This window comes from Cupriavidus yeoncheonensis (assembly GCF_905397275.1).
Lineage (GTDB): Bacteria > Pseudomonadota > Gammaproteobacteria > Burkholderiales > Burkholderiaceae > Cupriavidus > Cupriavidus yeoncheonensis.
In genome coordinates this window covers 321,975-334,970 of record NZ_CAJPUY010000001.1, presented here as the reverse complement: position 1 = coordinate 334,970, position 12,996 = coordinate 321,975, and the positions used below count along the sequence as shown (strand labels likewise).

Here is a 12,996-nt window from a genome sequence, read left to right as displayed (position 1 = left end):
GTGCATCGTGGACACCCCGCGTGAGCCGGCACGCCCAAGCGATAAACACCCCTTGTAGCCTGATTTGCTGGCCCGTTCGGGATGCAAGCCGGCGTCACTTCGACGCATTGGGAAGCCACTCCCGAGACCGGCATGCGGCCCGGCAATTGAAACGGCCGGCAAGCACCGCGGAATGAACTGGCACGCCAGTCTCATCCGTGCGCCGCTGCTGGGCCGGCTACAAAGGGCCTGCGGGATCGCGCCAGTCTTCCACCTTTCAATACGTGACCATGTCTCAACGTCTGCCTTTCCCAAGTCGCATGCTCTCCGCGGTGGTCCGGCTGGTTGCCGCACTGCCGTTGCCCGTTGCGCATGCGGCCGGGCGCATGCTGGGGCGGCTCGTCTATGCCCTGCCCGGCGGATACCGTCGGCACCTGCAGCAGAACGCCATCCAGGCCGGCTTCGCCGCGCCGTCTTTTGCGCGCAAGGCCGCGGGTGAGACCGGCGCCATGATGACCGAGCTGGCCCATGTCTGGTTTCGCCTCGACGACTGCTTCGACAAGGTCATCTGCGAAGACTGGGAGGTGATCGAGAACACCCTGGCGGAAGGCCGCGGACTCGTCATGCTGACGCCGCATCTGGGATGCTTCGAGCTGGCGGCCCGCTACGCCGCGGAACGGATCCCGCTGACGATCATGTTCCGGCCCCATCGCAAGGCATTGTTCCGGGACCTGCTCGACACCGTGCGCGGCGCGTCGAAACTGAAGGCGGTTCCCGCCACCGCGCAAGGCGTGCGCGCTTTCGTGCGCGCCTTGCGGCAAGGCGAGGCGGTCGGCCTGTTGCCCGACCAGGCGCCCAAGGGCGATGGCGTCTGGGTACCGTTCTTTGGCCGCAAGGCCTATACGATCACGTTGCCGTGCAAGCTCGCCTCGCAAACCGGCGCGCCGCTCATCATTGCGGCTGGCGAGCGCCTGCCTGGCGGGCGCGGCTGGAAAATGCACGTAAAGCGCCTGACCGGGCCCATGCCGCCGACGGCTGAAGAGCAGGCGGCGTGGATCAATGCCGAGGTGGAAGAGATGGTCCGGCGCTTCCCCGAGCAGTATCTGTGGGGGTACAACCGCTACAAGGTTCCGTCGGGCGCCGTGGCACCCGACGCGGATGGCGCCGGCGCCGTCAGTCCGACGTAACTGCCGACAGCCTGCCAGGCATCGCGCCTATTTCAGGTACTTCATTGTCGCGACGCCGGTCGCGACCAGCAACGCTTCGTCCAGCCAGACCTCCGCGCGGGAAAAGAAAATCGAACGCCCGCGCCGGTCGACCATCCCTTTCGCGGTCAGCAGCTTGCCGGTCCCGTTACTCAGGAAGTTCGAGGTCAGTGAAAGCGTGACGGCGTGCAGCGGCGCCTCGCCCGCGGGCGCGTAAAGGCCCGAGTAACCGGTAGCGGCATCAAGCAGGGTGCAGAGGGTGCCGCCGTGGATCACGCGGCTGCGGTTCAGCATGTGGGGCGCAACGTCCAGTTCCAGCTCGACGTAATCGCGGCGCCACTGGGTGATCCTGACACCGGCGCTTTCCAGTGCGGGATTATCGAGGCAGAATCCGCTGCTCTCTTCACGGGTGACGACGTCCGCGGCGATGGCGGTCTCGGGAGAATGGTCTTTCATTTCACAGATCGGCGCGCTCCTGGCGGAGGCACGCGCCTGGCAGGCAATAAGGGGGTGGTTGGCGCTCCCGCCACTTTCGCATGGATGGCCGGACACCATGTGCGGCAGTCATCAGGAAGCGCGGACCGTTTTCTATCGAGCAACAGCAAGACCGTAACTTCCGGCAATTTGCCCCTCCACGTAAAGCTCGATTTCGCGAACCGTGCCTTTTGCCGCTGTAAATGCTGGTGCCGGCATCGGGCGATTTGCGCCGGAATCAAGGCACCGTCGCTGCTTCCGCCAGGATGTCCCGGATCGCCTGCTCGAAGGCTTCCACCGGTTGCCCGCCGCTCACCAGATAGCGTCGATTGAAGATGATCGCCGGCACTGAAGTCAGACCCATGGACTGGTTCTCCCGCTCCGCCTCGCGCACCTCGTCGGCATACTCGCTGCCCTGCAGCACCTGGCGCGCTCGCGTGGCGTCCAGCCCTGCCGACTCTGCGACCTCGACCAGCACATCGTGGTTGCTCGGGTCCCTGCCCTCGGTATGGTAGGCCTCCAGCAGCGCCAGCTTGAGCGGCAGCTGGCGGCCTTCAAGCCCGGCCCAATGCAGCAGGCGATGCGCATCGAAGGTGTTGTAGACGCGCGTGCGCGCCCCGAACGTGAAGCCGACCGACGCACCGCGCTCGCGGATCATGGCCTGCGTCTGCGCAATCTGTTCCGGCGTGCGTCCGTACTTCTTCCCGAGGTACTCCACGATGGCCTCGCCACCCGGCGCCATGTCCGGGTTCAGCTCGAACGGATGCACGGCGATCTCGGCGTCCACTTCATCGCCAAGGCGCGACAGCGCCAGCTGCAGCGAGGACAAGCCGATGGCGCACCAAGGGCATGAGATATCGGAAACAAAGTCGATGCGAAGCGGTTGAGTCATGGTGTCTGTGGCGTGAATGGCCTGGAAATGTAGCGGCGAACAGGGTAACGCGAATTGCCGTGGCTTGCAGAAGCAGCATGGGCGGGTGAGAGCACTGCGCGCGTTCCCAAAACGCAAAAAACCCGCGGCGAATACCGCGGGTTTTTCACTTCATCAAGCCTTGGACGACTCAGACTTCCTCGTACAGCGGCAGCGTCAGGAACTCGGCGAAATCTTCCGACGTCGACATCTGCTCGAAGATCTCGGCGGCGCGGTCATACGTCTTCGTCTCGCCGCCAACCTCGGCCTTCACCTTGGCCAGCTCTTCCGGGATCAGCTTGCGCACCAGTTCGGCTGTGACCTTGGTGCCGTCTTCCAGCTTGCCCTTCGGCGAGCGGATCCACTGCCACACCTGCGAACGCGAGATTTCGGCGGTGGCCGCATCTTCCATCAGGTTGTGGATCGGCACGCAGCCGTTGCCGGCCAGCCAGGCGCCCAGGTAGTGGATGCCGACGTTGATGTTCATGCGCAGGCCGGCTTCGGTGATCGGGGTCTCCGGCTGGAAGTCCAGCAGGTCGGAACCCTTCACGTGCACGTCCGGGCGCTGCTTCTCGAACTGGTTGGGCTTGTCGCCCAGCACGGCCACGAATTCCTTCATGGCGGGCTCGACCAGGCCCGGGTGGGCCACCCAGCCGCCGTCGTAGCCGTCGGTGGCATCGCGCTTCTTGTCGCTGATGATGCCCTGCATGGCGATGGCATTCTTCTCCGGATCGTTCTTGATCGGAATCAGTGCGCTCATGCCGCCCATGGCGGGCGCGCCGCGGTAGTGGCAGGTCTTCAGCAGCAGCAGTGCATAGGCACGCATGAACGGCGCAGTCATGGTGACCTTGGCGCGGTCGGCCAGGCAGAAGTCCTTGTCGTTCTTGAACTTCTTGATGCACGAGAAGATGTAGTCCCAGCGGCCGGCGTTCAGGCCAGCGCTGTGCTCGCGCAGTTCGTACAGGATTTCATCCATTTCGAACGCGGCGAGGATGGTCTCGATCAGCACGGTGGCCTTGACGGTGCCTTGCGGCAGGCCGATTTCGTTCTGGGCCATCACGAAGATGTCGTTCCACAGGCGTGCTTCCAGATGGCTTTCCATCTTCGGCAGGTAGAAGAACGGGCCGTCGCCGCGGGCGATCTGCTCCTTGGCGTTATGGACCAGGAAGAGCGCAAAGTCGAAGATGCCGCCCGAGACGCGCTTGCCGTCGATGGTGACGTGCTTTTCGTCCAGGTGCCAGCCGCGCGGACGCACCTGCAGCGTGGCGATCTTGTCGTTCAGCTTGTACTGCTTGCCCTTCGACTCCAGGGTCAGCGTGCGGCGCACGGCGGCCTTGAGGTTCACCTGACCCTGCATCTGGTTGTGCCAGTTCGGGGTGTTGGAATCCTCGAAGTCGGTCATGTAGCTGTCAGCGCCCGAGTTGAAGGCGTTGATGACCATCTTGGCCTCGACCGGGCCGGTGATCTCCACGCGGCGGCATTCCAGGGCCTTGGGGATCGGGGCAACCTTCCAGTCGCCTTCGCGGATGTGCTTGGTCTCGGGCAGGAAGTCGGGGACTTCGCCGGCGTCCAGGCGCTTGGCGCGCTCCACGCGGGCGGCCAGCAATTCCTGGCGGCGCGATTCGAAGGCGCGGTGGAGCTTGTCTACCAGGGCCAGGGCTTCCGGCGTGAGGATATCTTCGTAGGCCGGCAGGATCTCGCCGGTAATCTTCATGCCCGCGGGCAGCGTGATAGCCATCAGTCTTCTCCTGTTAGTCGATAGCTGGTTAGAGGGTCGGCCGCTCGTTGTCGTTCAGACGTCCACGCCTTTGGCGCGGACGAATTCGAGCAGGTCATTCATGTCGTGCCCGGTGCCGGAGGGCGCTACGTCGAGCCGCTCCGCCGGATGGCCGGCACGATTGATCCAGAACGTGGTGTAGCCGAACCAGGTGGCGCCGCAGGCATCCCAGCCGTTCGAAGAGACGAAAAGGATCTCTTCAGCCGGCAGCTTGAATGCCTTCGGCCCGAGCGCATAGGCCTCCGGGGCGGTCTTGTACTGGCGCACGGCGTCGACCGACAGCACGTGGTCGAACAGCCCATGCATGCCCGCGCTCTTGACCGAGATATCCAGCATCTCGGCATTGCCGTTGGACAGGATGCCCAGCGGCAGGCCGGCGCGGCGCAGCCGCTTGAGCGCGCCCAGGTTCTCCGGAAAGGCCGACAGGCACGTGTACTCCTTGAGCAGCTGCGCCTCGGTCGCGTCGTCCAGCGTCATTCGCAGCCGCTCCGCGGCATAGCGCAGCGCATCCACCGTCAGGGCCCAGAACGGCTTGTAGTACTTGCCGTCAGCCCCGGCCATGCTGCGGATGCGCGTGTAGTCGATCTGTCGTTCGCGCCAAAGCAGCGCCAGCGCTTCGCCCTTGCCCGGGAACAGTTGCTCCGCGCGCGCCGTGACGGAATACACGTCGAACAGCGTGCCGTAGGCGTCGAAGACGACTGCGCGGATCTTGTTCATGAGGCGCTCTGGTTCCCTGGTTCAGGTCTTGCCGTAGGCGGTTGCGTGGGGCTGTACACCACTGGATGCATGGCATTGTAGGCAGTCGCTGCAGTGCGGCAAAGTCGGCCCGGGTCACTTGATCTTTTACTTTTCGACATCTAATCTTGGCTGACTTGTTCGACAATAAACACCAATTCCCTCCCATTTGCGCAAAATCCCCGTCCGCCGGCTCGCGCGGGTGATCGCGCAGGCATCGCAGACAAACATTCGTGGACCATTTCAAACAACTGGAGACTTTTGTATCCGTTGCCTCGCGCGGCAGCCTGTCCGCCGCGGCGGCGGCTGAAGGCGTAGCCCCTGCCATCATCGGGCGGCGTATCGACGCGCTGGAGGAGCGGCTGGGCGTCAAGCTGCTGATCCGCACCACGCGCAAGATCAGCCTGACTTTCGAAGGCTCCGCCTTCCTGGAAGACTGCCAGCGCATCCTGAATGACCTGCACAACGCCGAGGCCAGCGTCTCCGCGGGCGGCGTTAAGGCCAGCGGGCACCTGCGCGTCACGGCCCCGGCGGGCTATGGACGCAAACATGTGGCGCCGCTGGTGCCGCTGTTCATCGAGTCGCACCCCGATGTGACGATTACGCTGGATCTGTCCGACCGTGTGGTGGATCTCGTCAACGAAGGCTTCGACTGCGCCATTCGCCTGGGCGACCTGCCCGATTCCAGCCTGGTTTCGATCCGCCTGGCAGAAACACGCCGTGTGGTGGTGGCATCGCCCGACTATCTGGCGCGCGCTGGCACGCCCGCACTGCCGGAGGACCTGCAGCGCCATAACTGCCTGGCATTCGGCGCCAGTGCCAACGTGCAGCGTGGCTGGGTATTCCAGCAGGAAGGCCGTGCGGTCACGGTCAAGGTCGGCGGAACCATGGAATGCACGGACGGCGCCGTGCTGCATGAATGGTGCCTGCAGGGCCACGGGCTGGCCTGGCGCTCCTGGTGGGAGGTCGGCAATGAAATCGCCAGCGGCCGGCTGGTGACGGTGCTCGACGAGTTCCAGGCGCCCCCCATCGGCATCCACGCGGTGTTTCCGCAGCGCAAGCACCTGCCGCTGCGGGTGCGGCTGTTCATCGACCACCTGAAGAACACCTATGGCAACCCCGCCTACTGGCGCCGGACCGAGCAGGCACCCGCGCGGCCCGCGATTGCCGCCGTGGCGGGCTAGAACCGGTGCGCGCGTCGGCGAACGTGCGCTGTCGTACTCTGAAGCAATTGATATAGCGCAATGCCCTACTCGGCACACTGTCTACAATGCATTTCAGACAGGCGCTTTCCGGTCGCAAGCAAAGGTCGCGTGAAGGTCGCAACCGGGCCTGCCCTCCCCTCATCCCCCGCGTGAAAGGAGTCCTGCATGTTCCAACACATCCTGCTACCCACCGACGGTTCCGAGCTCTCCAAGAAGGCGATCAACGGCGGACTGGAACTGGCCAAGGCCATTGGCGCGCGCATCACCGCCTATGTCTGCCTCGAAGAGTATCCGTACACCCCGTTCAGCGAGATCGTGGTCGAGGCGCCGCAGGCCTTCAAAGACCGTATCGAAAACCAGGCCAAGCTGTACCTCAAGGAAGTGGAGAGCCTCGCCACGGCTGCGGGCGTGACCTTCGATGCCGATATGTCGACGTTCGCGGTGCCCTATCTGGGCATCATCGACGCCGCGGAGCGCCATGGCTGCGACGTGATCTTCATGGCTTCGCACGGCCGGCGCGGCTTGTCCGGGCTGCTGCTGGGCTCCGAAACCCAGAAGGTGCTGACGCACACCGACATTCCGGTGATCGTCTATCGCTGACGGCTTCAATCCTCAATGAAAGGCCCGGACCGGCTAAGCTGGTGCGGGCAGCTTCGTTACGCTGGCACCAGACGAAAAAAACCGCGCCGTCCCTGAGAGAAACGGCGCGGTGCCTGAAAAAGAAGCGCGTGATGGTCGCACGCGCTTCCCTGGTCTGCTGAACCTAGAGACTGCTCGGTTCCCCCCGATCTATGTTTCAGCAAACGGTGGCCAGGAGAGTCAGGCCACTTTCTTGTCTTCGAAGAACTGCTCGTCTTCGGTCGAACCCTTCAGGGCGGTCGTCGACGACTGGCCGCCTTCGATGGTCTGGGTCACGGCGTCGAAGTAGCCGGTGCCGACCTCGCGCTGGTGCTTGACGGCGGTGAAGCCCTTCTCGGCCGCCTTGAACTCGGCTTCCTGCAGTTCCACGAATGCGCTCATCTGGTTGCGGGCGTAGCCGTAGGCCAGGTTGAACATCGAGTAGTTCAGCGAGTGGAAGCCGGCCAGCGTGATGAACTGGAACTTGTAGCCCATCGCGCCCAGCTCCCTCTGGAACTTGGCGATGGTGGCATCGTCGAGGTTCTTCTTCCAGTTGAACGACGGCGAGCAGTTGTAGGCAAGCATCTTGCCCGGGAACCTGGCATGCACGGCGTCGGCGAATTTCTTGGCGAACTCGAGATCCGGCTTGCCGGTTTCGCACCACACCAGGTCAGCCACTTCAGCGTAGGCCAGGGCGCGCGAGATCGACTGCTCCAGGCCGTTGCGCACGCGGTAGAAGCCTTCCACGGTGCGCTCGCCGGTGCAGAACGGCTTGTCGTTTTCGTCCACGTCCGAGGTCAGCAAGTCGGCGGCTTCGGCGTCGGTACGGGCGATCACCAGGGTCGGCACGCCGGACACGTCGGCAGCCAGACGGGCAGCGGTCAGCTTGGCAACGGCTTCGCGGGTCGGGACCAGAACCTTGCCGCCCATGTGGCCGCACTTCTTCACCGAAGCCAGCTGGTCTTCGAAGTGAACGCCGGCGGCACCCGCTTCGATCATGGACTTCATCAGTTCGAACGCGTTCAGCACGCCGCCGAAACCGGCTTCAGCGTCAGCCACGATCGGCGCGAAGAAGTCGGTGTCGCCCTTGCCTTCGCTCCACTGGATCTGGTCGGCACGCTGGAACGTGTTGTTGATGCGCTTGACCACTTGCGGCACCGAGTTGGCCGGATACAGCGACTGGTCGGGGTACATTTCACCGGCCAGGTTGGCGTCGCCGGCAACTTGCCAGCCCGACAGGTAGATGGCCTTCAGGCCGGCCTTCACTTGCTGCATGGCCTGGTTGCCGGTCAGCGCGCCCAGCGAGTTGACGAACGGCTCGGTGTGCAGCAGGTTCCACAGCTTTTCGGAACCGCGGCGGGCCAGCGTGTGCTCGATCTGGACGGAACCGCGCAGGCGCACCACGTCTTCGGCGGTGAAGTTGCGCTTGATGCCCTTCCAGCGGGGGTTGCTGTCCCAATCCTTCTGCAGAGCCTGGATCTGTTGTTCGCGGTTCATTTCACTCTCCTAGCGACAAATTGGGGGATGGCAAAGAAAGCTTGGTGACGTCCGGCCTGTTTCGTTCTTCTCGGCCGGTGACGCGTTTTTTGCGTCTCAGATCCTGTGTCTTATATAAGAGTTTAGGGAATCGTCCCGCGTCGCAACAAGCGTTGAACGCAGTTTGCACTACGCTTTTTTATTCAACAAAATCAATAGATTACAGATTTCATTTCATGATGCGGAACAGAATCTTTCATCATGAGAAATTGTGTTGTGCCCTGCAAACCAACAATTTTGCCGGCCAAAACAATTTCCCACATCGTGAAATTTGCGCAGAAAAAGGCTGACGCGCCCGCACTGCTGGCGAGTGGCGAACCCGGCGTGGCCGAACGCTCGCCCCCAAAAGAAAACGGCGCCACGGATGGGCGCCGTTTCCGACTCGGAGAGATATCAGGCCGCAGCTGTATCGCGTGACTTGCGGTAAGCCACCCAGTCGCCGCTCTCGATACGCGGCAGGCCCGGCACCGCCGCATCGGCCACGGGATACAGCAGGCAGTTCACGCGCTGGCCGTCGTGCAGCACGGTGTGCTGTTCGCTGACGAACAGCGAGGACTGACCGGGATAGATCTCCTCGATTTCGTCGAGCACCGGCACGAGGGCGTCGGGCACCTCATAGATGTCGCCGACCACCGGACCGGCCTGGGGATCCAGCACCAGGCCCGGATACGCGCCGAAGTCATAGAGCCGGCCGGCAATGGTCGCCGTGCCCAGCAGCGTGGGCGCGGCAATGCCGTGTTCGCGCGCCGCGGCGTTCAGGTCGTTGACCTCGCCGGCGCGCAGGGTGCCATAGACAAAGACCCTGGTCATATCAGGCACCCAGCTTTTCTTCCGACACCAGCACGCCGTCCGCATCCGCGTAGATCCAGTTGCCCGGGCGGACCACGGCACCCGGCATCTGCACCGCGACATCACGCTCGCCGGCGCCGCGCTTCTGGCTCTTCTGCGGATGCGTGGCGAGAGCGCGGATGCCGATGTCGCAGACGTCCAGCTCGGCCGTATCGCGCACGCAGCCGTTGACGATAATGCCGACCCAGCCGTTCTTCTCTGCCAGCAGCCCCAGGTTGCCACCCACCAGCGCGCAGCGCATCGAGCCGCCGCCATCCACCACCAGCACGCGGCCCTGCCCTGGCGATTCCAGCGCCTCGCGCACCAGCGAGTTGTCTTCAAAGATCTTCAGCGTGGCAGCCTGCCCGGCAAAGGCCAGTTGCTTGCCGAACGCGCGGAACCCCGGCGCCATGACGCGCAGCGTGCCGTCGGCCAGGCGCGGTTCGTTGGCATCGCACAGATCGGTGGTGGCATGTTTCATCGAAAACTCCTGCAAGGAAGAAAATCTGTACCGCCGGGCCGTCGGGCCTCACGGCTTGCCGCTGGCCAGCGCCTGCGCACGAATGGCGCTGAGCGTGGTGCGAGGCGTGATCACGTCCGGGTCCACGTGAATCTCGATCAGCGTGGACACCGGCGCGGCCAGCGCTTCGCGCAGCGCGGGTTCGAACGCTTCGGTCGTGGTCACGGTCGCGCCGCGCGCGCCATAGGCACGCGCCAGTGCGGCAAAGTCCGGGTTTTGCAGCGCCGTGCCCGACTCGTGGGCCGGGTACTCGCGCTCCTGGTGCATGCGGATGGTGCCATACATGCCGTTATTGACGACGATGATGATCACCGGCGCATGATATTGCATGGCGGTGGCCAGTTCCTGCCCGTTCATCAGGAAACAGCCATCGCCCGCCAGCGCCACGACCGTGCGCTGCGGGAATGCAATCTTGGCGCCCACTGCGGCCGGCACGCCGTAGCCCATGGCGCCACTGGTCGGTGCGAGCTGACCGCGCCCGCCGGCCGCGAACGGGCGATAGCGGAAATAGCGGTGCAGCCAGCCGGCGTAATTGCCCGCGCCGTTGGTCACGACGGCATCCGCAGGCAGCAGGCGGTCGAGGGTGCGGATCACGTCGGCCATGTCGACGCCCTGCCCCATGTAGGCGGGCGGGGTCAGGTAGCGTTCGTAGTCGGCGTGCGCGTCCCGCGACCAGCCCTGCCAGCGCGGCGGCGTGGCCGGCGACGGCAATGCCGCCAGGCGCGCGGCAATGGCCGGCATCGAGGCGTGGATCATCAGGTCCGCCTGGTAGACGCTGCCCAGTTCCTCCGCGCCAGCGTGGACATGGATGAGTTGCTGCGCCGGCCGCGGCGCGCGGATCAGCGCATAACCGCCCGTGGTCATCTCGCCAAGGCGCGGGCCGATCGCCAGCACGAGGTCCGCGCCGTGGATGCGTTCGGCCAATGCCGGGTTGATGCCGATGCCGACATCGCCGGCATAGTTCGGATGCCGGTTGTCGAACAGGTCCTGGCCGCGGAACGCGCAGCCAACCGGCAGTGAAAAGCGTTCGGCGAACTGCTGGATCTGCGCACAGGACTCGGGCGTCCAGCCACTGCCGCCGAGCAGCACGAACGGGCGCTCGGCGGCCGCGAGCCGGTCCGACAGGCGCTGCATGTCGTCATCGCCGGGCCAGCTCAGCACGCGCTGGTAGGCCGCAAGCTGCGGCACGGCCACCTCCTGCATCAGCATGTCTTCGGGCAAGGCCAGCACCACCGGGCCCGGCCGCCCCGACGTGGCGGTCTGGTAGGCACGCGCGATGTACTCCGGAATCCGTTCGACACGATCGATCTGCGCGACCCATTTGGCCATCTGGCCGAACATGCGGCGGTAGTCGATCTCCTGGAAAGCCTCGCGGTCCGCGAAGTCCAGGCCGACCTGGCCGATGAACAGGATCATCGGCGTCGAATCCTGGAATGCCGTGTGCACGCCGATGCTGGCATTGGTGGCGCCAGGCCCGCGCGTGCAGAACGCCAGCCCCGGGCGGCCCGTGAGCTTGCCATAGGCCTCGGCCATGACCGCCGCGCCGCCTTCCTGGCGGCAGATGACAAAGCGCATCTGGTCGCGCCGGCGGTGAAAACCGTCGAGCACCGCCAGGTAACTTTCCCCGGGCACGCCGAAGGCCAGCTCGGCACCATGCGCAAGCAGCGCGTCGACCAGGATATGGCCGCCGCACAAGGATTCAGGCTGCGCGGCGCCGGCGGAAACAGGCTTGGATGACATGAAGGGTCCTCGGAAAAACTCGGGAGCGCCGGGTGGCCGGCGCACGGGAATGCGACACGGCGGCAGCCCGGCCTAGGCGGCCGGCGCCTGCGCCGTGGCGCCGCGGCGCGAACGATTGCCGTTGCCTACCGTCACCGCGGTGAAGATCGACAGCAGCTGGAAGCCGCCGATCATGAAGAACACCCAGTTGGGCAGGTGCGCATCCATCAGCGCGCCGAAGAACAGCGGTCCGCTGGCCAGGCCGATGTCCAGGCCCGAATAGACCACGCCGTAGACGCGGCCCGTGGCGCCCGCCGGGGACGCCGCGCGCACGAGCAGGTCCCGCGAAGGCCCGGCCGTCCCCGCGCCGAAGCCGATCACGCCGAGCAGCACCGGCACCAGCAGGCCCGGCGCGACGTTCAGGCCCACCAGCACGGCCATCAGGCCCGACACGGTGAAGCTCAGCGCGATCAGGCGGTCATGGTTGCTGGTGCGGCTGGCGGCAAACCCTCCGACCAGCATGCCGCCGGCGCTGCAGAGCATGTAGACGGTGTAGGACGCGGTAGCCAGCGTGAACGGAATGCCATAGAGCTGCGTGAGCGCGGTCGGCGCGAAGCTCTGGATGCCGGCCGCCGAGAACGTGGTCAGCAGGAAGAAGGCCCAGCACACCCACACCTGCGGCAGCTTCAGGAAGCCAAGCAGGCTGCCGCCGGCACTGGCGGGCGCGGCCTTGGGGCGACCCACCGCGCTGCCAAGCTCGCGCGGGTCAAGCACGTGCCGCAGGACCAGAAGCACCGCCAGCACGCCGAACGCCACCACCGAGGCAGCGGCCAGCGCCACGCGCCACGTCGCCAGGTTGGCGATGGTCACCAGGAACACCGGGGCGGCCGCCCAGCCGAGGTTGCCCGAGATGCCGTGCACCGAGAACGCGTGGCCCAGGCGGGGCTGCGACACATGCTTGTTCAGCAGCGTGAAGTCGGCCGGGTGGAATACCCCGTTGCCAAGCCCCGCCACGCCGGCGCCAAGCAGCAGCGCGGCGTAGCCCGAGCTTGCCGACAGCAGCAATGCCGCCGAGCCCAGAAACGCCAGCCCGGCAAACAGTACCGGTCGGGCGCCGACGCGGTCCACCACGAAGCCCGAAGCGGTCTGCACCACCGCCGACACCGCGAAGAAGACCGTCATCAGCAGCCCGAGCTCGGCATAGCTCAGGCCGAACTCCGCCTTGATCCACGGGAACAGCGGCGCCAGCAGCAGGTGATAGAAGTGGGAGACCCCATGCGCCAGCCCGACCAGGCCAATCACCTGGGCATCATGGCGAAGCGGATTGCGGCTGGGATCGAGAGCAGCGGTAGTCATGGCGGCGGATTCGCGGGCTGAAGGCAGCTGGGATGGCAACCGCGCCACATGCCTGCGCACAAGGGCATGCAAAAGCGCGTACCGAAGCTCGCATCATAGAGGAAAACCGCAACCGGCTGCATAGATGTGCAGCG

The 12,996-nt window shown here is 65.1% G+C and carries 13 protein-coding genes; 3 read left to right on the top strand and 10 right to left on the bottom strand.

Annotated features, from left to right (window positions below; translation table 11 throughout):
• Positions 1-299 precede the first annotated feature (299 nt).
• Positions 300-1,166 (top strand): lysophospholipid acyltransferase family protein, encoded by an 867-nt coding sequence (locus KHO22_RS01625; RefSeq protein ID WP_211945476.1) that lies wholly within the window; start codon positions 300-302, stop codon positions 1,164-1,166.
• A 27-nt stretch (positions 1,167-1,193) separates the two neighbouring features.
• Here KHO22_RS01625 and KHO22_RS01620 read toward each other — a convergent pair whose 3' ends face one another.
• The 4 genes from KHO22_RS01620 to KHO22_RS01605 form a co-directional block, all read right to left on the bottom strand.
• Positions 1,194-1,640, bottom strand: coding sequence for a PaaI family thioesterase (locus KHO22_RS01620; RefSeq protein ID WP_211945336.1), 447 nt, complete (start codon positions 1,638-1,640; stop codon positions 1,194-1,196).
• Between the two features lie 256 nt (positions 1,641-1,896).
• Positions 1,897-2,550, bottom strand: a complete 654-nt coding sequence (locus KHO22_RS01615) for a DsbA family oxidoreductase (RefSeq protein ID WP_211945335.1) — start codon at positions 2,548-2,550, stop codon at positions 1,897-1,899.
• 169 nt (positions 2,551-2,719) lie between these two features.
• Positions 2,720-4,306, bottom strand: a complete 1,587-nt coding sequence (gene aceB / locus KHO22_RS01610; RefSeq protein ID WP_211945334.1) for a malate synthase A — start codon at positions 4,304-4,306, stop codon at positions 2,720-2,722.
• Positions 4,307-4,360: 54 nt separating this feature from the next.
• Positions 4,361-5,062, bottom strand: a complete 702-nt coding sequence (locus KHO22_RS01605; RefSeq protein ID WP_211945333.1) for a haloacid dehalogenase type II — start codon at positions 5,060-5,062, stop codon at positions 4,361-4,363.
• Between the two features lie 251 nt (positions 5,063-5,313).
• Here KHO22_RS01605 and KHO22_RS01600 point away from each other — a divergent pair, with 251 nt between their 5' ends.
• Both KHO22_RS01600 and KHO22_RS01595 read left to right on the top strand, forming a co-directional pair.
• A complete protein-coding gene (locus KHO22_RS01600) occupies positions 5,314-6,264 on the top strand; it encodes a LysR family transcriptional regulator (RefSeq protein ID WP_211945332.1) in 951 nt (316 codons plus the stop codon).
• Positions 6,265-6,450: 186 nt separating this feature from the next.
• On the top strand, positions 6,451-6,885 hold the full coding sequence (locus KHO22_RS01595; RefSeq protein ID WP_211945331.1) for a universal stress protein: 435 nt from the start codon (positions 6,451-6,453) through the stop codon (positions 6,883-6,885).
• 219 nt (positions 6,886-7,104) lie between these two features.
• Here the strand turns inward: KHO22_RS01595 and aceA are convergent, their stop codons facing one another.
• The 6 genes from aceA to KHO22_RS01565 form a co-directional block, all read right to left on the bottom strand.
• Positions 7,105-8,400 (bottom strand): isocitrate lyase, encoded by a 1,296-nt coding sequence (gene aceA, locus KHO22_RS01590; RefSeq protein WP_211945330.1) that lies wholly within the window; start codon positions 8,398-8,400, stop codon positions 7,105-7,107.
• A gap of 191 nt (positions 8,401-8,591) precedes the next feature.
• Positions 8,592-8,801, bottom strand: coding sequence for a hypothetical protein (locus KHO22_RS01585; RefSeq protein ID WP_211945329.1), 210 nt, complete (start codon positions 8,799-8,801; stop codon positions 8,592-8,594).
• A 31-nt stretch (positions 8,802-8,832) separates the two neighbouring features.
• Positions 8,833-9,249 carry a gamma-glutamylcyclotransferase family protein gene (locus KHO22_RS01580; protein WP_211945328.1) on the bottom strand — a complete coding sequence of 139 codons (417 nt, stop codon included), beginning with the start codon at positions 9,247-9,249 and terminating at the stop codon, positions 8,833-8,835.
• 1 nt (position 9,250) lies between these two features.
• Positions 9,251-9,748, bottom strand: coding sequence for a ribonuclease E activity regulator RraA (rraA, locus tag KHO22_RS01575; RefSeq protein ID WP_211945327.1), 498 nt, complete (start codon positions 9,746-9,748; stop codon positions 9,251-9,253).
• Positions 9,749-9,796: 48 nt separating this feature from the next.
• Complete coding sequence (locus tag KHO22_RS01570; RefSeq protein WP_211945326.1) at positions 9,797-11,527, bottom strand: thiamine pyrophosphate-binding protein; 1,731 nt, start codon at positions 11,525-11,527, stop codon at positions 9,797-9,799.
• Between the two features lie 72 nt (positions 11,528-11,599).
• Entirely contained in the window at positions 11,600-12,862 is a 1,263-nt protein-coding gene (locus KHO22_RS01565; RefSeq protein ID WP_211945325.1) for an MFS transporter, read from the bottom strand.
• Positions 12,863-12,996: the final 134 nt, after the last annotated feature.